The organism is Moritella sp. F3 (assembly GCF_015082335.1).
Taxonomy (GTDB): Bacteria; Pseudomonadota; Gammaproteobacteria; order Enterobacterales; family Moritellaceae; genus Moritella.
In genome coordinates, this window is the sequence record NZ_BLRL01000001.1 from 1 (window position 1) to 26,554 (window position 26,554).

Below are 26,554 nucleotides of genomic sequence, written 5' to 3' on the forward strand. Positions count from 1 at the left end.
CATTTATACCTATTTATAGTGATTAATTTGCGCTATTAATTTAAGGGGGGAATCAACAATATCTTGAAACAAATATAAAACAACTCTGTTTTTTGATATTTCCTTGGTGGAATAAATCGTTGTTTTAAATGTTATTTTGATCTTGATGAATTAAGTTCAACTTAAATTTAATATTTACAATGTTATTTTAATGTAAATAATGGCGTGATCTGGAAGCGATAAATACTGAAAGTGTCGTTATTCATAACACCCAGTCGTAAATGGATGCGTTATTTAAATTGATATTAATCACGTATGTTTATATAAAGTTAATTATATTGGTGACAATAGTCACATGAAATGAAATTTCAGATAGTAAACTACACAAGTTACTTTACAGTGTGTATTAAGTTTTTAGTTTAGCGTCTAGTTTAAATATTTCATTCAAAGGATGATTCGGATATGAAAAAAACAACAATAGCACTTGGATTAAGTGCTGCTTTAGCTGGTTGTAGTGCGACACAAAACGTAGCGTCAACACAGCAAGTCGTTGATACCATAGCTTCATCTATCGCTGTCTCTTATACGGTTAATCAAAAGCTTGAAGGCGACGCTGCTGCTAAATGTAAATCGCTTGAAGCAGAGTGGTCGGCATGTCAGGATGTAACGATACAGTTGATGAATAGCGGTGCAGCGATTGAGTCTGCTGATTGGGAAATCTATTTTCATAGTATCCGTCGTATATTAGAAGTTAAATCACCAGAATTTACTATTGAACATATCAATGGTGATCTTCATCGACTCGCACCAACCGCTGAATTCAAAGGTTTTGCAGAGAAGACAACAGTAGATGTTAACTTCATCGCTGAATATTGGTCATTGTTCGAAACAGATGTGATGCCGCGTTATTATGTGACAGCCGAAAATGCAGATCCGAAAGTGATCAGTAATACAGATACTGAAGATATGTCAGAAATCATGACACCACTTACCGGTGAAAATCTGAAAAGACATGCTGGTGATAACAACATCATCATGAACGCTAATACGCGTTTTGAGTCTAATGAAGCAACTGTACAATTATCAGCAGCCTCAGTCGCGAACAAAATCATTCCAACACCAGTATGGCAAGATGAAAAAGTAACAGGCTTTGCTGATTTAAGCGCCGGCATTAATATCCATGCACCAGCAATGCAACAACGCTCACTCGATGTTGTGACCCAACGATTTGAAAATTTTGGTATTAATGTAGCAGGTAGCTATCCTGTTAATATCACTATTGCCCCGCAACAACTAGCAGAAGAATACGCAATATCTGGCGGTTACACACTTAATGTTTCCGCTGACAGCACCGACGTTGTAGCCTTTGATAATGCTGGTGCACTTTATGCGTTGCAATCAATTGCGTCATTAGTCCCGTCTGATTTTGCTGTAAACAAAAGTATTCCACAAGTCAGTGTAAAAGATGCTCCAAATTTTGAGTATCGTGGTATGGAGGTTGATATTGCCCGTAACTTCCACAGTAAAGAGTCACTATTGCGCTTAGTTGATCAAATGAGTGCGTATAAAATGAATAAATTCCACTTACATCTAACCGATGATGAAGGTTGGCGTTTAGCGATCCCTGGTTTACCTGAATTAACAGATATCGGCGGAAAACGTTGCCATGATTTAGAAGAGAACACGTGTTTATTACCTCAATTGGGTTCAGGTCCAGACTCGGATAATCGTGGTACAGGTTATTTAACCAAAGCTGACTATATTGAGTTAGTGAAATATGCGCAGGCGCGTAATATTGAGGTTATTCCTGAAATTGATATGCCAGCCCATGCCCGTGCAGGTGTCGTGGCAATGGAAGCGCGTTACAACAAATACAAAGATTCAGATTTACAAAAAGCAGAAGAATATCGCCTAGCTGATCCAGATGACAAATCAGTATACACAACGATTCAATTCTATAATGATGGTATCCTAAATCCTTGTATGGATTCGACTTATAACTTCATCGGTAAAGTCATTGCAGAAGTTCAAGCGATGCATAAAGAAGCTGGTCAACCATTGAAAACATGGCATATGGGGGGCGATGAAGCGAAGAATATTCATCTTGGTAACGGTTTCGAACAGACTGGCGGTACAACAGCTTGGAAAGGTGATAAAGACTTAACTAAGGAATCAATGCCTTGGGCTAAATCGCCACTGTGTGTAGCACAAGTAGCTGCAGATGATAGTTTAGAAACACCACACGATCTTGGTCCTATGTTTGTTAAAAAAGTGGCTAACATCATTGCTGCTGCTGGTATTGAGAAAACGCAGTTATGGCAAGATGGGCTAAAAGACGTCGATGCTAAAGATTTACCAATAACAGCTGTCGCTAATGTGTGGGAAACCCTATATTGGGGCGGTGCAAACACGTCTAACCATATGATAGAAAAAGGTTTTGAAGTTGTACAATCGCACCCTGATTATCTGTATTTCGATTTTCCTTATGAAGTAAACTCAAAAGAACGTGGTTACTACTGGGCAACACGCTACACAGACAGTAAAAAGGTGTTTAAATTCTCACCGAATAATTTACCTCAAAACGCTGAAACATCAAAAGATCGTGACGGTAATAACTTTAACATAAAGGGCGACACTGAAAACCGTGGTTACAATGGTATTTCTGGTCAGCTTTGGAGTGAATCAGTACGTACAGACGCACAATTTGAATACATGGTTTACCCTCGTATCTTGCCATTAGCAGAACGCGCATGGCATAAAGCGTCATGGGAACTGGATTACGTTAAAGATCGCGAGTTCAAGGGTGGTGAAACAACGTTTGTTGATGCAAATAAACAACACACAGAATGGAACCAATTTGCAAATATCATCGGTCAGCGTGAATTAGCTAAAATTGACAAGGCAGGTGTTCAATATCGTCTGCCTGTGCCGGGTGGTAAAATTGAATCAGGTCAGTTATTCACTAACGTGGCGTTCCCTGGATTAGAAGTGCAATACAGTACGGATGCAGGTTCTACATGGACTACATGGACAAAACCTGTTTCTGTAACATCTGCCGAATTAAGAACTGTGTCACCAGATGGCAAACGCTTCAGCCGTATTACCGAAGTAAAGTAATCTGATTTTACAATGACTTAAAATAAGAGGTGATTGGATATTAATTCAGTCGCCTTTATCACTTATGATACATAAAACACATTTCATAAATCGAATATAAAATCGCATGATTAAACTATGTGCGATATAACAAGAGACAATTAAGATGAAACTAAAATTTTTAGCGCCACTATTATTACCACTCGCACTCACCGCTTGTTCGAATACTTATGAAGACGCGAGCTCTGAACAATTTAAAGATATGGTTGCAGTAAAACAGACTTGGGAAGGGAAGCGTATCACTGGGCCTACAATTACATTGGCGCCTGAACCTGGCACCACACAAGCATTGTTTAAAGCAGATGCTTACATGTATGGCAGAGAAAGTAGCAACGAAAAGCATCAGATAGATACGCGTATTAACCTTTTAGTTAAACATACAGACTTTGGTTTTGAATACGGGTTTGTATCTATTAATGGTATGGAATCGGTAAAGATCAAACAAGAACGTGGCACATTTAGAACTTGTGACGAGTTGTGTATTTTTGACCAAATGTTTTCGTTCTCGATTCCTGATTCAGTGAATACTTCCGAGAACCTTGTGATCAAATTGCAAGAGAAAGCAAACAGTAAACATGGTCCTGTAATTTCATTACCTGGTACCTATATGACGGGTTATGAGCAAGTTCAAGTCCAAAATAAAGTTGAAAATACCGCTAAATAAGATCTTTAAATAGCTGGTGAAAATAATTCGCTTTAAGATCAATAATTAGTACAAGGTTGTGTACTTGTACTAATTGACGTTAATAATATGGTAGTACTGTGATAGCTTTGACAACTAACTGCTTTTGCGAGCCTCGCATATTTGCGCATAGGTTTTAATTATTTCACCATTGTGTAGTTTGCATTCTACTTCTGGCCCTAATACTCCAGAACCTTGTCCTTCAGTTGCGCTCACATTGAATGTAGCTGAAGCGATAATAAACGTAATAGTTAAAATTAATTTGCTCATACTGATCCTACTATTCTTATAAGTTACACAGGTTTTATAAGTGAATACAGGTGTTTATCTATCTGCATTATGTCTTATATCTTAATAGTAGACAGTGATTAACAAACCACAAGTTTCCTAAATTAATTCATTATACAAATTAAGATCTAGCTAAAATCACCTTATTACCTGCGTTATCAAACTGTAATTCACAGAGGCGTCGATATAATGTCGATGACTCGATAAGCTGGTGATGGTTACCTTGTGCTATGACTTCCCCTTGATCCATGAGTAAAATAAGATCCGCATTAATCACTGTTGATAAACGGTGGGCAATAATCAATGTTGTTCTGTTTTGCATTAATTCTTCCAGTGCCGCTTGTACATGGTGCTCACTTTCAGCATCAAGTGCACTTGTTGCTTCATCTAACAACAACACATCAGGGTCTTTTAAAATGGCTCGGGCTAGGGCGATTCGTTGTTTTTGCCCCCCTGATAAACGTACACCTTGCTCACCTAGAAAGCTGTCATAAGCTTCAGGTAATTGCAGAATAAATTCATGTGCATGAGCAAGTTTTGCTGCGGTAATTACTTGTTCATCTGTTGCTGTTGGATCGCCATAACGTATGTTATGCCAGACGTTAGAGCTAAACAAAACCGGGTGTTGAGGTACCATCCCCATACGTTCTCGTATTTGGTTTAGTGCTAATTCTTTAATATTTGAATGATTAAATAGGACTTCACCTGATTGGGGATCATAGAAACGTTGCAGTAATTCAAATAAAGTCGTTTTACCTGCACCTGACGGCCCAACTAATGCGATCACTTTACCTCTGGGGATCTTTAAATTAATGGCTTTCAAGGCTGCAGTATTTGGTCGCGATGGGTAATAGAAATCCATGTTTTTAAATTCGATGATCGTCGTTTGGTTATCATTGATTGGTTCAGGCTGTTGCGGTGATTGTATTTTACTGGTGACTTCGAGAAGTTCTAGCAGCCGAGTTGCAGAGCCTGCTGCACGCTGTAGTTCACCATAAACTTCTGAGATCGTAGCAACTGACATGGCAACCATAATCGCGTAGAACACAAATGCGCCGAGCTCACCGCCCGTCATTTGGCCATTTAGTACATCCATACCACCAATCCACAGCATAATACTGATCGCACTGAAAGTAAGAAAGATGACAATCGCAATCAATAACGACCGCTGCTTTATCCTGTCCTTGGCCACCGAAAATGCTTTTTCTACCTCATTGGCAAAAGATGCCTGTTCAGTTTTCTCATGGGTATAGCTTTGCACTACTTTAATATTTTGAATTATTTCGCCAGCATAGCTACCAATATCAGCAATAGCATCCTGACTATTAGCGGCTAATACCCTGACTTTTCGACCATAAATTAAAATTGGTATAAGAATGAAGGGGACAAAGGCAATGACCCAAAGTGTTAGATTGACATTGGTGACGAGCAGCATAATTAAGCCGCCAATCAGCATCAATGCACTGCGAAGTGCCATTGAGAATGAAGAACCAATGATAGATTGAAGTAATGTGGTATCTGTCGTTAATCTCGACATTATTTCGCCGCTTCTATTTTCTTCAAAATAGCTAGGGTGTAACTTAATCACCTGATTAAAAACCGCTTTTCTAATGTCAGCACTAACGCGTTCCCCCAACCATGACATCAGGTAAAACCGACTGAATGTGCCAAGCGCTAAGAGCGTGATTAGAGCAATAAGTACTAATATAGCAGACTTTAATTGGGTTTCAGAGCCTGCGATAAAGCCATTGTCAATGACATATTTAACACCTTGGCCAAGTGATAAATTAATACCTGCAGTCAGTAATAACGCGAGTAGGGCATATAACACCATTAACTTATAGGGCTTAATAAAGGCAAAAATTGGCAATAAGCTCGTGAATGATGGTGTCTGGCTTATCTTATCCTTAAGTGAAGCACTCATGGTATTCCCTATGTATTATTAAGTCGTCTCGACAGATTGGTATACTTTATTTTTGTTATTATTTTTAGCTAAGTACAAGGCTCTATCAGCATCATAAATCGTTTTATCTATGCTATCACGAAGCGCACTAAAACCGATACTTACTGTCAGATTACATTGCTTAAGATCGGACTTTACCGCTGTTGTTTCGATACCACAACGAAATGCTTCTAATTTTTGGTGTGCCTGTAGCTCATCAGAGGCATAAAATAGTACGGCAAATTCTTCCCCCCCGTAACGTGAAGTCACGGCTCTATGATTAAAATAATGTTTGAGCATGTCTGCGGTTTTAATAATAACGCGGTCGCCAAATAAGTGACCAAAACTATCATTAATTAATTTAAAATCATCAATATCGATCATAGCTAAATAAGAGTCAGCTGTCTTACATCTGATCTGGCACCCCATTTGCTGTCGTAAATATACCTTGTTCGTCAGCTGTGTCATTGCATCTTCACTTCTTATCTTTTGTGTTAACAGCATATTGATCAGGGCGCTTTGTGCATAGTTACGAAATATGTTCATGAATTGAGTCGATTTTAAATTGCTATTTGTCAGGTATAAGACACCAATAAGTTCGCCTTTGTTGTATAACGGGATTCGGGTACAGGTTTGGTGCGGTAAAATATCGGGTATTAATGGATCTTGTATCTTAAGAACTTCAACTTTATCTTGTTTTATTTCGAGGTATACCTCTTCTGCATTCAAACTTAAGTTGTGAAGCGGTTCTTCAAATTGTTGATTGTATGGATTATATATAATCAAAAACATATTATCGAAATGAGTTAACTCACTGGCCATTTGTGACAATGCAAGGTAGATATCCTCTAGTCTCGTTGAGGCTGATAATACTTGGCCCTTGTTATGGACACGGCTTGAGATGAAGTAAATCATTGATAGAACGCCTATCAATGCCAGTAATACAAAAGATACCACGCCGATATTTAATACTTTATATTTCATATCTGCGTTGTTAGAATTTGAAAGTAATATCCACCCCAACTGGTTGTCAGCTTGGTATATACTAAATTTTGTCTGACCTTTATAAGTATAGTTAATGACGTTTTTTGTCGTTAATCCATTATTTAATTTTTTATTTGATTCCGCATCACTTACAACCCGTTCAAGTTCATTTTCTGGAAGACTTATTGACTGAGTTGAAATTCTTGATGGGTTAGGGTGCATGACTATTTGGCCTGTTTTTGAATCCACGGCATAGACATAGCCATTCATTAACGTTTTCAGTAAGGATAATTTGTCATATAAGCCGAGTATGTCTAATTCTAAGATAAGGCGGGCATTTTGCCCATTATTAAGCTTTAATAAACAGACAAAGGCAACTGTCCACTTTTGAGTTTGCTCACTTTTATATAGTGATGAAATAAAAGGGGTTTCATAATCCATATCTTCATTAAACCAAGGACGTGAGCGGTTATCATCAGCATCGGCATTGTAGACATAATTAGTGGCATAATATTCATTTTCTGCGGTTAATAAACCAATTTCTAAGTACTTGTCTTCATTATTAAGTATATGTTGGGCACTGAATAAAAAATCAGTTAAATTATAGTTATACTTGTACGTTTCCCCCAAAAGAAAAAGTTGGTTATTTACCGCGTTTAAGTGCTGGTCTAGGTATTCATTAGCAATATCTAAATTGTTTTCAGCTTGTTGGTAAGTATTTGTTTTTATATACTTATAATCAGAGTAACCAATATACATTAAACTAAACATGAGCAATGCTAACAGCGGGTAAATCATTGAAATGAAGAGTCTTGGTTGAAGATTTAAATGCAACATATTTACCTAGGGAATTATATTCACGCAAAAATGGTGAATTGAATTAGCAAATGGGAAAGTACCAATTAGGTGTTAATAATAACAAACTATCAAGTAAATAGAATGATTACATATAGAAAACAAACGCTTAGTCTCATAAATAACAGGCTGTCATTAAGATGCATAAACAATAATAAGTAATGATTAATAATTCAAAATCGTGCTAGCAATTGAGCCACTAATAGATGACAACTTTTTATAAATTTTGTTGTCTTAAATTCATCTACTTGAGTAATTCCTTCTATTAATAAGAGTGATACCTATATGTTTAAAGCACTACACAATTTGTTTAAACAGATCTCAGAAGACTCGACATCGTCAAACATTGCAGATGAGCAGGCCTTTGAGTTATCGATGGCAGCTTTATTATGTGAAGTGGCTAGTGCAGATAGTGAGACCAATGAAGAAGAAAGCATTGCTAAAACACATCAACTTTCGTTGTTACTGAATATAGATACCGATAGAGCAAGTACGTTGTTAGCCACAGCTAAAAAGAACAGTGAAGAGGCAGTTTCTATTTATGAGTTCACATCCAAGCTACGAAATGTTGAATATAAACAAAGGTATGTACTTATAGAATCTATGTGGCATGTGGCTTATGCGGACGGTATTATTGATCCATATGAAGAAGCTTTGATTAGACAAGTAGCTGATCTTATTTACATTACACATTCAGATTACATTAAGGCTAAATTAGCGGCGTGTGTGTAGCTGTCACTTATTTGGACTATGGTTGTTGAGAGTTGGCCCCTGTTACAAAATCTGTCCATCTGTAGCTCAATCATTCAGAAATTAAACAAAGTATCAAATAAAAAAATAGCAGGTCTACTATATACATACAGTAGCCTGCTATTCAAATCACATATATCTATCTTTAAAAAGCATTACGACAAAAGCGTTAAACCTGTCGGTAAACTGTCACCAAAAATACGCTTCATCACTGTTTCATCAGAGGTTTGCACTTCACGTACAAGCTCTAACCAAGATTCAGATAATTTATTCTGCGTTAACTTTTCAATAACGGCATCTCTTACCTTATCCTGAATATCCATTTCTCTATCGCCGGTTTTTCTAGCAATCATCACAGCTGCAAATGCAATGTGGGGTTCTTTTTGCCAGTCAGCGTCGAGTAATGTAGTTAACCATGTCTCAACAATATGACGTGGAATGACATTGTGCTGACTACCATAAAAAGCAACGCGTGACGCTATGCGACCTAAAGCCCACCAATGTAGTTGCTGGTTTTGTGGTTTCTTAAGTTTAGCCAGTAAATATTCACCAAATTCAACTTTCAGAGCCACTGGGATGTGCTCTAGCGATGCCGCAAGTCGGATAATATCATCATAACTGCGTAGCTTAGCTTGGTTGATAACCTTTGCGTTTTTATTACTGTCTTCAACAAAATAGACTGCAATCGTATCGTATATTTCTATTTGCTGCTGTTCATTAAGTCCACCAGCGATACGACGCCATAGATTCCACCAATCACTCCATGATTGCGTCGATTTATTATATTGAATAGCAGACTTGAATATCGGCCACATCTGTTCAATACGCCAATCATCAGCAGGGTAACCAAAACCAGGACGAAGCAAGAAACTGGTTAGCTTTAACCAATTACGTTCGTGTTGTTCGGTACGGCGACGGTTTTTGGCAAACTGTAAACAAGGCGCTGCAAGCTCACGTAATAAATCGGTATCCCAAGTATCACGCTTACCTAAACGTTTATCCAAATCATTACGTAATGATTTAACTAATTTGGGATCACTCTTTTTACTACTCGCCCCATATACGGCTTCAATTAACTGGATCGCTTCAGGTAATTTAGGGTGACGCTGTTTAATATCATTGACGCTATGCGGTTCATCGTCAGTATTCTTGTTCGATAAACTCGGACGTACCGAAAACTCTAAAGCCCAACGTTGTTTACTGTTGGTTTCGCTGACACATTCTAACTGTAAGGTACCTATGCTGCTCAGTTTACAAGATAGGTAAACTGATTCAAAACGTTTATGGTCTTTATGTTCAGGGATGGTCACAACAAAAGGCGGTAAAGGTGTTTTACCTTTGAGTTCAGTTGCCGATTTAGCTTCAATAATATCACCAGGTTTGAAATTGCTTTCATGACTCGTGGTTGCAAGATTGAAACGAATTGGTTCACCGATAGTTAACGAGAACAAGCGGCTATCTAAATTGATAACTTGCTCATCTTCTGTTCCCTTCGGTAAAAGACAAATAGATTGAGGTTGGCCTGATCGGTCTGTGATCTCAATGAAATAGTTACGTGGGCTACCACCGCCAATTTGTTTCTGCTTACCCAGTTTCGCAAAACCAAACTCTACAGCACCAAAAGCAACAGATAAATCAGGATTACCATTGTGGAGCATCTGCACTTTTTGTTGTTTCCAACCTGACAACACTTTTTCGATGTGCAGTTTTACTTGTTGGCTATTGAAAATACCACCATTTACTAGGATTGCTGCTGGTACGATCGCAGGATCGTAATTTTCAGTTACTGCTATATCATAATAAGTATGGATAAATTCGGCTATGTGTTTTGAAATCGCGGGATCTGAAGTGTACGGTAAACCAAATTCAACAACGGCATTCTTGCGGTGACTTGGCAACTGGTTGAAGCTGCTATTGGGCAAGAAACCGTTAAATACCATATCGACAACTTCATTTTTTGTCAGTTCGCATTTCTTTGATTGTGCGACAAGCTTTGAACCTCGACCGAGTAATGTAATAGATGTCGTGCTTGGTGGCTGCTCTGATAAAAATAACTCTTTAGCCTGACGGGTTTGTTGAATAAGTTGACCCAATGCCGCAGTTTGTAAACGTTGTCCCGGTGAAATTCGGGATTCGACAATATGCGCTAAGGCTAAATCGATGTTGTCACCGCCAAGCATTAAATGATCACCAACAGCAACACGATTCAAATTCAATTCACCGTGCTCTAATGACATTTCGATTAAACTTAAATCTGTTGTGCCACCACCGATATCACAAACAAGCATGGTTTTATCTTGCTCGATCAAATCTGTTCTAGCTTCTTTATTACGATGATACCAATCGTAACAAACGGCTTGTGGCTCTTCTAATAAAGTAACGTTTGTTAACCCAACAAGATCTGCCGCAGCAAGCGTTAACGCACGTGCAGTATCATTAAAAGAGGCAGGTACTGTGATGGTAATATTCTGGTCTGCAAGTAAGTGCGTTGGATTATGGTAGTTCCAAGATGCTTGAAAATGTGCAAGGTAACTGGCGCTGGCAATAACGGGTGATACTTTTTCAATATTGTCTTCAACAGCCCAAGGTAAAATAGCAGCTTGCGCATCAATACTTGGGTGAGACAACCAACTTTTAGCGCTGGAAACTAAACGGCCTTTTGTCTTAGTGCCAAGATCTCGAGCCCATTGACCGACGATAACATTGGTTATTTCACCTTTAAATTGGCTTGGTTGCCAAGGTAGAACACAATCTGTTGTCGCAATTTCGTTATCATTAAAGTGATAGCGGAATGAAGGGAGTAACGGTTTTCTAGCAACTTCGCCGGGACCAACTAATTGGTCTACGTGGAATACTGATGCGCTGGTTTGATAATCATCGATATTTTTATAAGATAGCACACTGTGAGTAGTGCCTAGATCGATGCCAATTACGTATTGCGCTGTTTTAGAAACAGGTGAGGGCATTCATAAACTCCATATAATAAAACTCAGGGCTAAGAGCCCTGAGTTAAGTACACACTGATGTCATTATTATTGACGAACAGTTAGTTCAATTTCCCAAGCTTCGTCACTGTTACTTGCAATGGCTTCAACTTTAAGTGTACCGACTTCTGTTACCGTTACAGATAATGATACTGGTACAACATCACCACTGTTACGGTTCGCTGAATCAAGCGTTACTTCGATGTCTGGTAATTGTTCCAGATCATCAGGCTGCCAGAAATCAAGGTGAGTACCAACAACATCTTCACGACGTACTGTTGAACCAAAGAATTTAAACTTAACCGGTTGACCAACAACTAAACCAAACTGGTGCGTTGTTACATTAACATTGGTGCCTTCTTCAAGACCAAATGGTGCGATACATACCGCTTCAAGTGGCGCTTCAAATCCAGGGATTGCAGGCATTGAGCTTTCAACACCGACATAATATGAACTTGCTAAGCCGCCTTTAATACGCACGCCTTTGCCTTGTTTTGCATAGCCGTGGTAACAAGCACCATTCGCTACGGCAAGATCAAGATCAATACCTGTTAATAATTTTGCTTCTTCTTCAACGTCAGCCGAAATTAACCAATCGTTAATAATGCCGATTAGTTTTTCGCTGATTGCATTTGATTTAAATACACCACCATTAAACAATACCGCTGTTGGTTTAATGAAGTCACCTGCATCTGACTCTAATGCGTCATGCTGTTTATTCAAGAAATGAGCAATGTGTTTAGTGATCGCTGCATCTTGTGCATACGGTAAACCAATTTGTGTTAATGCTGTACGTGTGCTTTGCTGTGGCATTTCTGAAACTTCAGTCGCAGGGAAGAAACCATCTAAAATAGTTTGCTTAACTTCTTCACGCGTTAGCTCTGTTTGCATTGTACCTGCAATCAGTTTTGAACCACGGCTAGGGATGACAATTGGCATTACATCAATGTCATTGTCAGATAACAGCTGTTCTTTTGCATCACGACAAGCGTGTGTGATCGCCTGAATTTGCCAAGGTTGTAATTGCTTGCCTTCTTGCATCAATTTCATTTTTAGACGATAAGCGAGGGCAAGATCCATATTGTCACCGCCAAGTAGGATATGTTCACCTACAGCGACGCGTGATAATGTTAAGTTACCTTCTAATTCTTCCACAGAAATTAATGATAAATCGGTAGTACCACCACCAATATCAACAACCAAGATGGTATCACCCACATTAACTTGGTCACGCCATTCATCACCGCATGCTTCTAGCCAGCTATATACAGCAGCTTGTGGTTCTTCAAGCAGGTTTAAATGCTTAAGGTTTAAATCTTGTGCTGCTTGCGCTGTTAAGTTTCGTGCCGCAGGATCGAACGATGCAGGAATGGTGATTGTGACATCTTGTTCTGACATCGGAGAGTCAGGATGTGCACTGTTCCAAGCATCTGCTAAATGGCTCAAGTACAGTGATGTCGCTGTTACTGGTGAGATCTTTTCAACTTCATCAGGGCTTGAGAAAGGTAAGATTGCATCATGCGGGCTTACCGTTGCATGGCTTAACCAGCTTTTTGCACTTGATACTAAACGGATCGGTGTTTTAAGGCCAAGTTGACGAGCAACATCACCCACAAGTGTTGTGTTTTCAGCGTTCCAAGGTAGTGGTGTTTGCTCTTTACTGATCTCATCTTCATGCGCCTGATAGACAAAAGAGGGCAGTTGATGTTTCTCCGTTACTGAACCTGGTGCTGATAGCTGTGGGATAGCAAACAATTGCTTAACTGCTTTGTCATCTTCTTGTTCTAAATCGATATATGATAATACACAGTGCGTTGTGCCTAAATCGATACCAATACTGTATTTTGCTGCTACTTCGCTCATAGTTCAACCTCGGCTGCCGCAACGATATTTGCGTTATGGCCTTGTGCTAATTTTGGTAAGTTTACACTAGTGATTTTCCAACCAGCATGAACTAAAATACCACGGTAAGGTGCAGAACCTAATACGTTACCAATCAGTTTTATTTCTGATGGGTTAAAACCTTCAGTAACGGTTACTTGGCTTTCTTCTTCTTCAGTGCGGATTGGCGTGAAGCTAAAGTATTCATTGATTACTTTTTTGCTGCCTGTGTGGATGATGCGTGCTGCTGCACCAATTTGTTCATCCGATGCACTGGTTAAATCTTCTTGAATGAAGTCAACGAAACGAGCTTCATTTTGTAGTAGTGATAGAAGTTGACAAGCGGCTGCAGGGCTTGCTTCTTGTAGTGGGGCTTTGATTTCGACAATCTTTTCAACTTCAACGATTTTCTCTACGTTAACGTGTTTGATTACCTCGACAATTTTTTCTACTTCCACTTTAACTTCTACTTCTTTTTCAACAATCTTTTCTATTTCAATTGTTTTTTTACCGCCTCGAATTAGAGTGAGTAGTAACAGGATCACGGAAAGCGCGAACAAAGCAACATGCGCTGCGTCAGGGCCAGTAGGTAGTTCAGAGATATTTGTAAGGTCGAAGTTCATATATTTTACTCAAGTTTGTATAAATCAATATTATCGGCGATTTTATCATAGTTATTTATGTTACGGAGTATAATGTGATTTTTTAGCTTATTTAGCCTGTAGTTAGGTACAAATCATTTGTACTTAGGAACAAAGAATAGCCATATTAGCGGGAATTATTAGAAACGTATTTTTAAGCTTAGTGATATTTAAAAAAAAAATAAAAAAAAGCTCAGTACAAATCCTTGTAATGAGCTTAGGGAAATTGGTAAGAACATGTATTTAAATATAGTAAATTATTTATATATATCAAATTACCGTCATTTTATTCTGCGCTTGAGTCAATTAATAACAGAATGTAGATGGATTCTTTATATTCATCAATCAATCAAGCGCGTTACTTGTTAAATCTGTGATTCATTCAACTTTTATTAATTAAACTCTTTATTCATTAAATAAGTTGTTATCACGCACTAGGTCGCGCGGGTAATTATTTTTCAAACGTTGGTTAACACGTTTACCTAAACCGAGCACACTGCCTTCTAACAACACAACAAGCTCACCTTGCAAAGCGTCTAAGTCTTCAATCTCGATATCAGAGAAATTTATATCACGACCCATGATGTATTGTTTTGCTTGCTCAATGTCCAGTGACACCGTATTTTTAGCACAATGATGGCCAAAAGTTCGTGCCCATTCGTGTTGAGCGCGGAAACCTTTTTTGAATTTTTCTGCTATTTTGATACCGATGCGGTCAAATTTAAACTTACCAATGAATGCTGGGAACTCTTTCGGGAATAACCAGATTTCACTATCGCGATGATAGAAAACGCCACTCTCAAATTCAAAGCTAAATGCATCACGGAAATAATCACGAATGGCGTCATTTTCGTCACGGCTAACAGGACTGAATGGAAAAATTAAACGCTTTTTCTTTTTAATCGGGCGTAATTTTTGTGTTTCTTTTTTAGTAAATTTAGCAACGAAGAAACCTTCACTGTCATAAATTTGCGGCCATACGTGTAAGAAACCTTCTGCAGTCAAACAATTATTCGCTGTTGGGAATAAATCGTTAAGCGGCACAACCTCTGCATGGTCTGGATACAAGTCAAGTAAGTGTTGGCAAACGGCTTGGTTTTCAGTTTCATTTAATGTGCAGGTTGAATAGATTAACGTACCACCTGGTTTTAACGCTTTAAATGCACTTTCAATTAAATCTTTTTGAATGTCAGCAATGTCATTGATGCTTTTTAACGACCAGTTAAGCATGGCTTTGTCGTCTTTACGGATCGCGCCTTCACCAGAGCAAGGAGCATCAAGTAATACCGCATCAAACATTTCCGGTAACCAAGTACCAAATACGGTAGCATCATAATGGCTAAGGGCGATGTTTTTAATACCACAGCGTTGGACGTTCGCACTTAGCACTTTTAAACGGCTCGAAGATAGCTCATTGGCAACGACAAAGTTGTTATTATTACAATGTGCAGCGATCTGACTGGTTTTTGAACCCGGTGCAGAAGCACAATCTAGGATCGTATCGTATTGCGCTGCAGCATCAGTTACTTGTGTTTTGAATAATGCAGTAACGGGTAGCATTGAACTGGCTTCTTGAATATAGAAAAGCCCTGCAATATGTTCCCAGCTATTACCTAGTTTCGTTTCAGTATTTTCTTGTTCTAGCCAGAAGCCTTCTAAACACCAAGGAATGGGAGTTAATAACCATTGTTTGGTTTTGGCTAATTGTTTAAATTCTTCAACAGAGATCTTAAGCGTATTAACACGAACACTGGTTTTCAATGGTGTTTTACAACAAGCAATAAAGTCATCCATAGATAGATGATCGGGGATAATGTTACCCATTAATGTCAGGTAATCTTCAGGCAGTTTGATATTGGAATGCACTTTACAAGCTCAATTGAAAAATAGGAGGGCATTTTATCATATCCCCCAGCTACTTCAAAGTTGGGATTATGAAGTAGCTGGTTTGATAGGCTTGCTGTGTTCGTTTCGTCTCTTTTTTGAGTTTATATATAAGCTGTTGAATGAGCCTATTTAGCTATTTTGGTATCCCATTTTAACCATTCAGCATCGACTTCTTGCGCTAACTTAAAGCGACTAAAGGGCGCTGCGAGAGCACTGTTCGTCGTTGAATTAGGCGTAGCAAAGGCAATACCACCAGCTAAAATCGTTTTTAATGATTCTGCTTTTAACGTTGCCCCAGTAAGACCAATATCAACATTAAACCCAGAGACAGCCCAAAACTGACTATTATCACGGACTAAATGTTGGTATTTAGGTTCAATGTTCAGTGTAATTAGCACTTTATCGCTCTGTTTCGACAATTCAGAATGAGTCACTGAACCCACTTCAATTTGGCGGAAATAAACCGGTGTACCGGCTGTTAATCCCATTAATCGTTCACTGATGACGGTGATAGATAGACCGACATGCTCAGCGGCAATTTCAGGTGCGCTGTTTAACACTTTAAAACGTGTTACGCGACTACCTTGGCCTTTGGTTACATTAATGTAGGCACCCGATATAAGCGTATTGGCGTTTTTGATGCCCTCTAATCCAACCTCTATACTTTCCAGCCAGTAGTGGCTGCCTTGTCGCGCGAAATGATTTGCGTAAATAGTTTCTAACTTGGCCTTAGCCTCGATAAAACCTTGTTCGACATTTAATTTAATATCGCTAATCTCACCGACTTTGATGCCTTTGTGTTTAATTTCAGTGCCAACATGAATGTCAGAACCTGACGTAAAGGTAAGGGTGACTGTAGGGCGATCATCAGTAGCCGCCGCTAAACTACGGAATAGTTTATAATGTGTGGCTTTCGATTTAGACAGGCGTACTTTATTTTTATTCACCGGTTTAATATTATCAAAATTAATACCACCAGCTGCGATAGTAAGCAAAGATTCTGTTTGCACTTTTAAGTTACTCAAACTACCTGATATATCAATACCTGATACGTCCCAAAACACACTATTTTCATTGATCAAATGGGCATACTGACTCTGTATATCTAGGGTGATAACAATATGCTCATTGTCAGCGGCTAATTTAAAGTCGGCGACAGAACCCACTTTGAGCTTGCGATAGTAAACCGGCGCGCCACTGGAGATTACATGACTAGGTTTACTTAGCAGGGTGATTTGTTTATTAGTTTTAAACGCATTACTGCCTAACTTTGCAAGCGCAAGTGAAGGGTAGAGTTGATATTGTTGCTCACGACGTTTTGATTTAAACGCTACATCGTTAACAAGCTCGATACCACCACTGACTAGTGCTGCAACTGGAGCTGATTTGATATTCAGACCAGAGACACTCGCATCAACAGAGACGCCACTGATATTAATAAAGCGTGTTGAGCCTCGTAGTAAATGAGCATACTCCTGATAAATGTTTACATTTAAATCAATCAAGTTGGTTTTAGTATTAAACGTAACACGGCTGATGTGGCCTACCGGATAATTCTTATAATAGATCTTATTACCAACGGCTAACCCATTGGCATCATTTGCTGAAATAGATATTGCTTGATGAGGAATAAGATCATCAACGTTAGAGACTAAATCAAACGTTGTTTGTAGTTCACCTTGTCCAGGGGTAAATAGAATATAATTACCAGTGACAAGATTACCTACGTTTTTAATTTCTGACAAAGACAGGTTGGCTTTTTCAACCCAGAACTGTGTGCCATCACGTAATAACTCAACCACTCCAGGGTCAATATCGGCGAATGCTTTTGCTGTCGGTGTCGTTTCATTTGTTACGGTATCGGTAGACTGGCTAATCACTCGTGTTACTTCACCGACTTGCTGACCGTTTAAATAGATGTTGTTACCACTTTTAATATCACTGGTATTGCTGAGGTTGAATTCAATTTGAACTGCGCGGTCGGCATTACTGATACTGCTATATAGCTCATAAGCTTGATTATTTTTAGCTTGACGGCCATCTGCTGGGGAGTCGAAGGCCAGCGCACCACTGATAATAGCAGTGAGACTTTCAGTTTGGACTTTAATACCATCGAACCCAAACTCTGCATTAATACCACTGGCATTCCAAAAACGTGAAGAGTCTTTCACTAGGTAGCTATATTGTTGCTTAATGACTGCTTCTATTAATATGTTGTCGGTTGTTTTGTCGAGGACGAAACTGTGTACTTGACCGACTGGGATTTTTTTATAAAAAATTTCTGAACCTGGACGAACGGACGCGAGTTTGTTTGCAGTAAGTCGAACAATTAAACCTTTATCATCTGGTAATGTATTTGGTGCGGTTTTAACGGCATCAAATTCAACACTGTATTTACCATCGCCCGGAGATAAGTTGATATAGTTACCAGTAACAAGGGCATCAAGCCCTGAAATACCCGCAATTGAGGCTTTTGGTGCAACCAACCAAAACTGTGTATTGCTACGCAGTACTTGCTCTGCTTTACTGTCTATTTCTGCGGTGACATAGACACCTTTAAGATCGTCATCTAGTGCAATGCGTTTTACTTTACCGATATTTAAACCTTGGTATTTAATCAAGGTTTTCCCTTCAACAATACCATTGGCATTATCAAAATGTACACGGATCTCAATACCTGCCTGAGTAATACTTTGGTACATAAGGTAAAGCCCCAATACGACTGCGACGATGGGTAATAACCAGATTGGAGACATCACATTCGGTTTGTGTAATACAGGCTTAGGTGCATTACAATTTTCCGGCATTTGTGGTTCGTTATTTTCTTTCATTTTTATGGTTTAAATCCCAAATTAAACGTGTATCAAAACTTTCTGCAGCTAAGATTGTTAAAACAACAACCAGACCAAAGCAAGTTGCTCCATATCCGACATCAACCGAGAGTAAATTACCTCGGTTGATAACCGCGACCATAATCGATATAACAAACAAATCCATAATGGACCATTTTCCGATCCAATGAATGGCATTAAATAATAATAATTTTCGCTTTGGTGCAATAAAAATTTTATTTTGTACTGACAACAAAATAAGCATTAACCCAATGATTTTAAATAAGGGTACTAAAATAGATGCGATGAAAATAATGATCGCGATACCTAGGTTATCACTTTTTGCTAACGCGATGGTACCGGACATGATGGTATCCGGAGTGGACTTACCTGTACTTGTTAAGGTACTGATAGGCAAAAAGTTGGCAGGTATCATCATGATCATCGCTGAAATCAAAAATGCCCACGTTTTTTGAATACTCCGCGGTATTCTAAAATAAACCTGTGTGAAGCAGCGCGGACAACGTTGGCGTTTCACATCCTCTTCTACCTTAATAAGGAGGTGACACTCTTGGCACTGGGCTATTTTATTTTCTTTAGCGTTTTGCATTTCGTTCCATCTTCTGCCAGAAAAGTTCTAGGTTCAGTCCATACATAATAAGACTGGAAATAAACATCAGTGAGACAAAACTCAATAATCCGAGTTGAAACTCAATATCAGCAATGTCAGAGAGTTTAAATACCGCAATCAAGAAACTGACCAGGTAGACTTCTAACATGCTCCACTTGGTATGGAAGTTCACGAGCTTGAGTAACAAAATCAATTGCGGTGTATTTCGTTTAGTTAGTAGCAATAGACAAACTTGTGCTAAACAAGACAGAAATAGAAAGGGCGCAATGAAACTACAAAAGATCACCAATAAACCGACAAAATAAAACTTCTGTTCGAATAATGCCCATGCGCCTTGGACCAGCGTTGCTGATTCTCCAACACCTAACAGCGTGATCGTAAACATGGGGAACACATTAGCAATAACAACAAGTATAAGGCCTGTGATAGAAAGTGCTAAAATGGTGCTTATCGAAAATATTTTGTTGGTATATAAGAGGGTATTACAGCGAGGGCAGTGTGCATGCTTGCCTTTTTCTAATGGGATATGATCCACAATGAGGTCACATTTATTACAGACATTAATATTCGACATTTATACCCGCTAGTAGTCAATTTACGCTGTTTACATTCAATGCTTAAAATGTAGCACTATTCCATGCGTTCAGTAATAGCATTATTTTATCTCTATTATCAATACGATCACAAGTTTATCCTTGAAGATTTGTAACATCATAGAAATGTATTAGCATTAGGTAATAACGAATTAGCATGTCAACGCTGCAATAAAGCATAATTTATGAACAGTCACTTGAATTAATAGGTAATACTAAATACACTGTCATAATATACAGTGTATCCAGGGGATAGGTTCATGGCCGTAATAGTAAAATATGTAGTGGAACGAAATGGTGTGGAAAAAATGACGTCTACAAGTAAAAAAGAAGCCGATGCATATGACAAAATGTTAGATGTTGCTGATGGCCTAACTGATTTTATAAGTACATCTCCACTTGAAATTGATGATCGTCTTGCTGAAGAGTTAGCGTTATACCTTGCTCAAAATAGCGCTTCATTGCAGGTTCTTTTGAAAGGCGGGCAATTAAAAGCAGCTGTAGAGACTCAAGAAAAGACAGCTAAAGCTAAAAAAACGCCAAAAAACACAGTAGAAAAAGAAGCTGCCTAACCTTCCATCCGCTTAATTATTGTTTGTGAACGTCTAAAAAATCACCGGAATAGTTATTTTTTAACACCTTTTGGGGTGAAGTGGTTGGATTAAAGATAGCAATTAATTGCAATGGCTCTATAATAACGATAAATTTTATACATGCGATATAGCAACAATACGTTTTGTTATATCTGAACAATTAGAAGTAATTTAAGGTCATTCATGGAAAACATTGAAAAGCTAAAAAATAGCAAAGAAGTTATCGCTTATTTGGTAGAAATATTCCCGAAATGTTTCACTGCAAAAGGCGAAGCTAAACCGCTAAAAATTGGCATTTTTCAAGATCTGGCTGAGCGTCTAAAAGAAGACTCTAAAGTTAGTAAAACATTGTTACGTACGGCTCTTCGTCAGTATACTGCAAGCTGGCGTTACCTTCACGGCGCTAAAAAAGATGCTGTACGAGTTGACTTAGATGGCAACGAAGCAGGTGTTTTAGATGCAGAGCACATTGAGCATGCACAAAAAACACTTGAAGAAAGCAAAACTAAATTCTTCGCTGAACGTAATAAGAAAAATGCAGAACAGAAGGCTAACGCTGAAAAGAAAAAGCCTGCTGTAAAACGAGCGCCTAAAAAAGTAGTTAAAAAATCTGCTCCTAAAGCAGAACAAAAACCTACAATTCAAGTTGAACGCCCAGTAAATGAAGCGGAACTTAAATCTGGTCAAGCTGTCAAAGTTGTAGTTGGTAAAGCACCGGTACAAGCAACTATCGTTGAAGTATCTAAAGATGGTGTTCAAGTTCAATTACTATCAGGACTTTCTCTAAAAGTAAAAAGAGAGCACCTTTTTGTATAAAGCAATAAGAGTGTTCTGAATTTTTAGTAGTCGAGTATTAGCTAAACATATGAAAAATGGCTAATACTTGACTATTATTAATTTAGCGTTACTTATTCTCAAAAGGATTTTTAATGAAAAAAGTTTTAACACGAACTTTTATCAGTGCTTCGGTACTATTAGCCATACATGCGCATGCATTTGAACCCACTGTTTCGATTCAAGAACTCCCCACATTAAAACAAGAAGCTCAGCATTCTGAAGCCAGTAAACGTCTTGTTAATCTTTTTACACGCTCTCACTATAAATCAGTCGATTTTGATGACACTTTTGCTGTCGAAGTATTCGACCGTTATCTAAAGCAACTTGACGCTTATCGCACCATTTTTTTACAGAGCGATATAGATAGCTTTAACAAGTATGCTCTGTCATTTAAAAACGATTTCCGTCAAGGTCGTCTTGCGCCTGCTTATGATATTTATACTGTCGGTCTACAACGCCGTTATGAAAGATTTGCTTATGCACTAACCTTGCTTGAAACAGAAATAAAATTTGATACTGATGATGAATATTATTTCGATACATCGGAATCTGAATGGGCAAAGACAACTGAAGATCTCAATGAGCTTTGGCGTCAAAAAGTTAAATATGAAGCACTTAATTTAAAATTAACCGGTAAAGACTGGCCTGAGATTAAAGAATTACTGCATAAACGTTATGATAGCGCAATAAAACGTTTAAAACAGACTCAGAGTGAAGATGTTTTCCAAACATTAATGAACTCTTATGCTCGCAGTATCGAACCGCATACATCTTATTTATCTCCACGTAATGCCGACCGTTTTAAAACAGAGATGAATCTGTCATTAGAAGGTATTGGCGCAGTATTACAGACGATTGATGATTATACCGTTATTCGCTCTTTAGTTGCTGGCGGGCCTGCTGATTCGACCAAAGAATTAAAAGCCGAAGATAAAATAGTTGGTGTAGCACAGGACGATAACACGATTGTTGATATCGTTGGTTGGCGTCTTGATGACGTTGTCGATAAGATTAAAGGGCCTAAAGGCACTAAAGTCCGTCTCGAAATCGTACGTGGTGAAGGTGCAAGTGCAAAACATAAAATCGTCGAAATTGTGCGTGATAAAGTACGTTTAGAAGATCGCGCTGCAAAATCGAAAGTGATCGATGTTGAGGGCGAGAAGGTTGGTGTTATCGAGATACCAAGTTTCTACGATGGCTTAACTAAAAATGTACTAACAGAACTGGATAAGCTGAAGAAAGATTCAGTAAGCTCTATCATTATTGATTTACGTGATAATGGTGGTGGTGCGTTAAAAGAAGCAAACTCACTTTCAGGTTTATTCTTTGATGACGGCCCAACAGTACAAGTACGTGATGCCCGAAATAAAATTAATGTATTAGAAGATCGTGATGGTAAGACCCTTTACGATGGTCCGTTAGTTGTATTAGTGAACCGCTATAGCGCATCTGCGTCAGAAATCTTTGCTGCAGCATTACAAGATTATGGTCGCGCACTGGTTGTTGGTGAACAGACATTTGGTAAAGGCACTGTGCAACAGCATAGAACCTTAGCTCGTTTATATGATTTGTATGATAAACCAATTGGTAGCGTGCAATACACTATTTCAAAATTCTATCGTATCAATGGTGGTAGTACACAGTTACGTGGTGTATTACCTGATATTGCTTTCCCATCAGCTGTTAACCCAGAAGATACGGGCGAATCGATTGAAGATAATGCGCTAGCTTGGGATCAGATCCGTAAAGCAAGCTATCAACAATCATTAGCGCTACAATCATCGGTTAACTTGTTAGCTGAAGATCATCAAAAGCGAGTTGCCGTTAATCCTGAGTTTAGTTATATCCAAGAAGATATTATTAAATATAAACAGGAACTTGATAGTAAAACAATTTCTTTAAAAGAGTCTGTGCGCATCAAAGAGCGTGAAGAAAATGAAGCAATTCGTTTGAAACGTTTGAACGAGCGCCTCGTTCGTAAAGAATTACCTGAGGTTAAATCATTTGATGATAAACCTGAGGACTTTGAGTTTGATGATGCCTTCCTATTAGAAGCAGCCAATATAGCGATTGATTTAAGCAAATCTAGCTAACCCCCTCTATTTTACTCCAAGTGCAGCAGGATGCTGCACTTTTTCAGTATTTTACGTCTCTATCCGTGGATAGATTAGGACTATAAATGACAGTTAAGCCTAATGCGAAACATTTAAAAGACTATACCGCACCAAATTACTTCATTGATAATATCGATCTGGATTTTAATCTCAATGATAGTAAAACTAAAATTGTTGCTATTAATAAAGTTCGTCGCAGTGGTAGCCACAATGATCCGCTTGTATTAGATGGTGTAGACCTCAGGTTACTTGCCGTATCAATAGATGGTCATCCCATTGATAATTATTTGGTTAAAGATAATCAACTGATCATTTCTGATTTGCCTTCTGAATGTGTGCTTATCATCGAAACTGAAGTAAACCCGCAAGAAAACACTAGCTTGGAAGGCTTATATAAATCGGCTGATGCCTTTTGTACTCAATGTGAGTCAGAAGGTTTCCGCAAGATCACTTATTATCTTGATCGTCCAGATGTCCTCGCCGTATTTAGTACAAAGATCACTGCAGACAAAGCAGCTTTCCCATATCTATTATCTAACGGGAATTGTGTTGATAGCGGTGACTTGGAAAATGGTCAACATTGGGTGCAATGGCGTGATCCGTATCCAAAACCAGCGTATTTATTTGCATTAGTTGCTGGTGATTTTGATGTGTTAAGAGATAACTACATTACAACGTCTGGCCGTGATGTGAAGTTAGAGTTATTTGTTGATAAAGGCAATTTATCACGTGGCCATCATGCGGTGGAATCACTTAAAAAATCGATGAAGTGGGATGAAGACCGTTTCGGATTAGAGTATGACCTTGATGTTTATATGATTGTGGCCGTTGACTTCTTCAATATGGGCGCAATGGAGAATAAAGGCCTTAACGTTTTTAATTCTAAATATGTGTTAGCTGATGCTGCAAGTGCAACAGACGTTGATTATTTAGGTATCGAGGCGGTAATCGGTCATGAATATTTCCATAACTGGACGGGTAATCGCATTACTTGTCGTGATTGGTTCCAGTTAAGTTTGAAAGAAGGCTTAACGGTATTCCGTGACCAAGAATTCAGTTCTGATCTTGGCTCTCGTGCAGTGAACCGTATTCAAAACGTGAAAGTGTTACGTTCTGCGCAGTTCCCTGAAGATGCGGGCCCAATGGCACATCCTATTCGCCCAGCTTCTGTTATCGAAATGAATAACTTTTATACGGCTACTGTTTATAATAAAGGTGCTGAAGTTATTCGTATGATCCATACGCTATTAGGTGAATCTAATTTCCGTGCTGGTATGGATTTATATTTCAAGCGTCATGATGGCCAAGCGGTTACGTGCGATGACTTTGTTGCTTCAATGCAAGATGCTTCAGGTATTGATTTGACCTTGTTTAAAAACTGGTATTCGCAATCGGGTACACCAAGTGTGACCGTGACCGACCATTATAATGCTGAAACAAAAGTTTATACTTTATCAATGCAACAGCACATCCCAAGTACTGCCGATCAAAAAGTAAAAAAAATACTGCATATTCCAGTTGATATTGAATTGCTGGATGCGCAGGGCAACCCATTAGTGCTGACATTTGCAGGTAAACCTGTACATCACGTGTTGAACCTCACTGAAAAACAACAAGACTTTGTGTTCGACAATGTAACGTCAGCACCTGTACCAAGTCTATTTAGAGAGTTCTCGGCGCCAGTTAAACTTAATTACGCATACAGTAATGAACAACTTGCTATGCTCATGGTGCATGCAACTAACGATTTTGCCCGTTGGGATGCATCACAATTATTGATTAATAAGCATGTTGTTGAAAATGTAGGCCGTGTTCGTGATAAGCAAGCACATGAATTACCTGCCGTGTTCGGACAAGCTTTCCGTGATCTCCTTGCTAATGAGCAATTAGACCCAGCATTAAAAGCCGAAATGCTGCAATTCCCGTCAACAAACAGCTTAATGGGTTTATTTGATGAAGTAGATGTTGATACTTTGTTAACTGTTACTGGGTTTATTAAGACTCAAATTGCGGCTAGTGTAGCGCCAATATGCAGTGCGATTTATGCGAATATGCCAAAACGTGATTATGAAATAGAGCACGATCATATTGCATTGCGTTCATTAAAAAATGTATGTCTTGAGTATATTGCATTAGCGGATGTGGCTGATGTTAATGAATTGGTATTAAAGCAATTTGAACAGTCGGATAATATGACCGATACGATGGGGGCAATAAGTGCTGCAAACAAAGCGCAATTGCCTTGCTTTAAAACAATTATGTCAGCCTTTGAAACAACGTGGTCTCATGACGGTTTAGTGATGGATAAATGGTTTGCACAAATAGGTGTTAGTCCAAGTTACAATTGCCTAGCTGTCGTTAAAGAAACCCTCGAACATGGAAGCTTCTCTTTAGCTAACCCTAATCGAACACGTTCATTAATAGGTAGTTTTTCTGCGCTTAATACCAAAGCCTTCCATGCGATTGACGGTAGTGGTTATATTTTCTTAACGGATATATTATGCCAGTTAAACAGCAGTAACCCGCAAGTTGCATCGCGATTAATCACGCCGCTTATTGAATTTAAGAAATTTGATTCAGCACGCCAAGCGCTAATGAAAGCGCAATTGATTAGATTAAGCGAACTTGATGCTTTAGCCGCCGATCTGTTCGAAAAGATAGATCGTGCTTTAGCTTAATCTCATTTTATGCAAACAATTTAACATTTTAGTTAAACGTTTGTTTTATTTTAAGTGGGTATTTAGACCAATTTTGGCGTCTTATGCCCACCATTAGATATATATCAAGGTTTTATTCTTAAAAACCTGCATTTATCTTTCTATCTTGTTGCCTCTGTAGCATTTTTATTACAAATTTTAATGTTAGAATGCCCGCTTGAAACACCTCATAAGTTACTTTTTTAGCTAGACTTAATAAACCAAGATTT

Annotated in this window: 17 protein-coding genes; 7 read left to right on the forward strand and 10 right to left on the reverse strand. The window is 38.5% G+C overall.

Annotation, left to right across the window (positions count from 1 at the left end; all coding sequences use genetic code 11):
• Positions 1 to 441: 441 nt before the first annotated feature.
• The gene (locus JFU56_RS00005; protein ID WP_198435248.1) at positions 442 to 3,096 is read left to right on the forward strand and encodes a beta-N-acetylhexosaminidase; all 2,655 of its coding nucleotides are present in this window, start codon (positions 442 to 444) and stop codon (positions 3,094 to 3,096) included.
• Positions 3,097 to 3,241: 145 nt separating this feature from the next.
• Positions 3,242 to 3,799 carry a hypothetical protein gene (locus tag JFU56_RS00010; protein ID WP_198435249.1) on the forward strand — a complete coding sequence of 186 codons (558 nt, stop codon included), beginning with the start codon at positions 3,242 to 3,244 and terminating at the stop codon, positions 3,797 to 3,799.
• A gap of 114 nt (positions 3,800 to 3,913) precedes the next feature.
• Here JFU56_RS00010 and JFU56_RS00015 read toward each other — a convergent pair whose 3' ends face one another.
• From JFU56_RS00015 to JFU56_RS00025, 3 genes are all read right to left on the reverse strand, one after another.
• Positions 3,914 to 4,087, reverse strand: coding sequence for a hypothetical protein (locus tag JFU56_RS00015; protein WP_198435250.1), 174 nt, complete (start codon positions 4,085 to 4,087; stop codon positions 3,914 to 3,916).
• Between the two features lie 139 nt (positions 4,088 to 4,226).
• On the reverse strand, positions 4,227 to 6,029 hold the full coding sequence (locus tag JFU56_RS00020; RefSeq protein WP_198435251.1) for an ABC transporter transmembrane domain-containing protein: 1,803 nt from the start codon (positions 6,027 to 6,029) through the stop codon (positions 4,227 to 4,229).
• 18 nt (positions 6,030 to 6,047) lie between these two features.
• On the reverse strand, positions 6,048 to 7,868 hold the full coding sequence (locus JFU56_RS00025) for a sensor domain-containing diguanylate cyclase (protein WP_198435252.1): 1,821 nt from the start codon (positions 7,866 to 7,868) through the stop codon (positions 6,048 to 6,050).
• A gap of 303 nt (positions 7,869 to 8,171) precedes the next feature.
• Here JFU56_RS00025 and JFU56_RS00030 point away from each other — a divergent pair, with 303 nt between their 5' ends.
• Positions 8,172 to 8,618 carry a TerB family tellurite resistance protein gene (locus JFU56_RS00030; protein WP_198435253.1) on the forward strand — a complete coding sequence of 149 codons (447 nt, stop codon included), beginning with the start codon at positions 8,172 to 8,174 and terminating at the stop codon, positions 8,616 to 8,618.
• Positions 8,619 to 8,791: 173 nt separating this feature from the next.
• On the opposite strand, the gene JFU56_RS00035 is transcribed toward JFU56_RS00030, so the two are convergent.
• From JFU56_RS00035 to JFU56_RS00065, 7 genes are all read right to left on the reverse strand, one after another.
• Positions 8,792 to 11,602, reverse strand: a complete 2,811-nt coding sequence (locus tag JFU56_RS00035) for an Hsp70 family protein (RefSeq protein WP_198435254.1) — start codon at positions 11,600 to 11,602, stop codon at positions 8,792 to 8,794.
• 66 nt (positions 11,603 to 11,668) lie between these two features.
• Positions 11,669 to 13,483 carry an Hsp70 family protein gene (locus JFU56_RS00040; protein WP_198435255.1) on the reverse strand — a complete coding sequence of 605 codons (1,815 nt, stop codon included), beginning with the start codon at positions 13,481 to 13,483 and terminating at the stop codon, positions 11,669 to 11,671.
• The gene (locus JFU56_RS00045; RefSeq protein WP_198435256.1) at positions 13,480 to 14,124 is read right to left on the reverse strand and encodes a DUF2760 domain-containing protein; all 645 of its coding nucleotides are present in this window, start codon (positions 14,122 to 14,124) and stop codon (positions 13,480 to 13,482) included. The genes JFU56_RS00040 and JFU56_RS00045 overlap by 4 nt, the downstream gene beginning before the upstream one ends.
• Before the next feature lie 423 nt (positions 14,125 to 14,547).
• A complete protein-coding gene (gene rsmF, locus JFU56_RS00050) occupies positions 14,548 to 16,008 on the reverse strand; it encodes a 16S rRNA (cytosine(1407)-C(5))-methyltransferase RsmF (protein WP_198435257.1) in 1,461 nt (486 codons plus the stop codon).
• A 146-nt stretch (positions 16,009 to 16,154) separates the two neighbouring features.
• Entirely contained in the window at positions 16,155 to 18,860 is a 2,706-nt protein-coding gene (locus JFU56_RS00055) for a PqiB family protein (RefSeq protein WP_198435258.1), read from the reverse strand.
• A complete protein-coding gene (locus tag JFU56_RS00060) occupies positions 18,847 to 19,470 on the reverse strand; it encodes a paraquat-inducible protein A (RefSeq protein WP_198435259.1) in 624 nt (207 codons plus the stop codon). Before JFU56_RS00060 ends, JFU56_RS00055 begins: the two co-directional genes overlap by 14 nt.
• Positions 19,457 to 20,065, reverse strand: a complete 609-nt coding sequence (locus JFU56_RS00065; protein ID WP_198435260.1) for a paraquat-inducible protein A — start codon at positions 20,063 to 20,065, stop codon at positions 19,457 to 19,459. Before JFU56_RS00065 ends, JFU56_RS00060 begins: the two co-directional genes overlap by 14 nt.
• Before the next feature lie 279 nt (positions 20,066 to 20,344).
• Between JFU56_RS00065 and JFU56_RS00070 the strand changes: the two genes are divergently transcribed.
• The 4 genes from JFU56_RS00070 to pepN all read left to right on the forward strand — a co-directional run bounded on the left by JFU56_RS00070 (position 20,345) and on the right by pepN (position 26,306).
• Entirely contained in the window at positions 20,345 to 20,656 is a 312-nt protein-coding gene (locus JFU56_RS00070) for a YebG family protein (protein ID WP_198435261.1), read from the forward strand.
• Positions 20,657 to 20,860: 204 nt separating this feature from the next.
• Positions 20,861 to 21,493 carry an RNA chaperone ProQ gene (proQ, locus tag JFU56_RS00075; protein WP_198435262.1) on the forward strand — a complete coding sequence of 211 codons (633 nt, stop codon included), beginning with the start codon at positions 20,861 to 20,863 and terminating at the stop codon, positions 21,491 to 21,493.
• 113 nt (positions 21,494 to 21,606) lie between these two features.
• Positions 21,607 to 23,607 (forward strand): carboxy terminal-processing peptidase, encoded by a 2,001-nt coding sequence (prc, locus tag JFU56_RS00080; RefSeq protein ID WP_198435263.1) that lies wholly within the window; start codon positions 21,607 to 21,609, stop codon positions 23,605 to 23,607.
• An 86-nt stretch (positions 23,608 to 23,693) separates the two neighbouring features.
• The gene (gene pepN, locus JFU56_RS00085) at positions 23,694 to 26,306 is read left to right on the forward strand and encodes an aminopeptidase N (RefSeq protein WP_198435264.1); all 2,613 of its coding nucleotides are present in this window, start codon (positions 23,694 to 23,696) and stop codon (positions 26,304 to 26,306) included.
• Positions 26,307 to 26,554: the final 248 nt, after the last annotated feature.

What these genes read in the sequence shown, in the direction of transcription:
- JFU56_RS00020 (WP_198435251.1), bottom strand. Translation starts at nt 6,029, where the DNA reads ATGAGTGCTTCACTTAAGGATAAGATAAGCCAGACACCATCATTCACG.
- JFU56_RS00005 (WP_198435248.1), top strand. Translation starts at nt 442, where the DNA reads ATGAAAAAAACAACAATAGCACTTGGATTAAGTGCTGCTTTAGCTGGT.
- JFU56_RS00065 (WP_198435260.1), bottom strand. Translation starts at nt 20,065, where the DNA reads ATGTCGAATATTAATGTCTGTAATAAATGTGACCTCATTGTGGATCAT.
- JFU56_RS00010 (WP_198435249.1), top strand. Translation starts at nt 3,242, where the DNA reads ATGAAACTAAAATTTTTAGCGCCACTATTATTACCACTCGCACTCACC.
- JFU56_RS00040 (WP_198435255.1), bottom strand. Translation starts at nt 13,483, where the DNA reads ATGAGCGAAGTAGCAGCAAAATACAGTATTGGTATCGATTTAGGCACA.
- JFU56_RS00025 (WP_198435252.1), bottom strand. Translation starts at nt 7,868, where the DNA reads ATGTTGCATTTAAATCTTCAACCAAGACTCTTCATTTCAATGATTTAC.
- prc (WP_198435263.1), top strand. Translation starts at nt 21,607, where the DNA reads ATGAAAAAAGTTTTAACACGAACTTTTATCAGTGCTTCGGTACTATTA.
- JFU56_RS00070 (WP_198435261.1), top strand. Translation starts at nt 20,345, where the DNA reads ATGGCCGTAATAGTAAAATATGTAGTGGAACGAAATGGTGTGGAAAAA.
- proQ (WP_198435262.1), top strand. Translation starts at nt 20,861, where the DNA reads ATGGAAAACATTGAAAAGCTAAAAAATAGCAAAGAAGTTATCGCTTAT.
- JFU56_RS00030 (WP_198435253.1), top strand. Translation starts at nt 8,172, where the DNA reads ATGTTTAAAGCACTACACAATTTGTTTAAACAGATCTCAGAAGACTCG.
- pepN (WP_198435264.1), top strand. Translation starts at nt 23,694, where the DNA reads ATGACAGTTAAGCCTAATGCGAAACATTTAAAAGACTATACCGCACCA.
- JFU56_RS00015 (WP_198435250.1), bottom strand. Translation starts at nt 4,087, where the DNA reads ATGAGCAAATTAATTTTAACTATTACGTTTATTATCGCTTCAGCTACA.
- JFU56_RS00035 (WP_198435254.1), bottom strand. Translation starts at nt 11,602, where the DNA reads ATGCCCTCACCTGTTTCTAAAACAGCGCAATACGTAATTGGCATCGAT.
- JFU56_RS00055 (WP_198435258.1), bottom strand. Translation starts at nt 18,860, where the DNA reads ATGAAAGAAAATAACGAACCACAAATGCCGGAAAATTGTAATGCACCT.
- JFU56_RS00045 (WP_198435256.1), bottom strand. Translation starts at nt 14,124, where the DNA reads ATGAACTTCGACCTTACAAATATCTCTGAACTACCTACTGGCCCTGAC.
- JFU56_RS00060 (WP_198435259.1), bottom strand. Translation starts at nt 19,470, where the DNA reads ATGCAAAACGCTAAAGAAAATAAAATAGCCCAGTGCCAAGAGTGTCAC.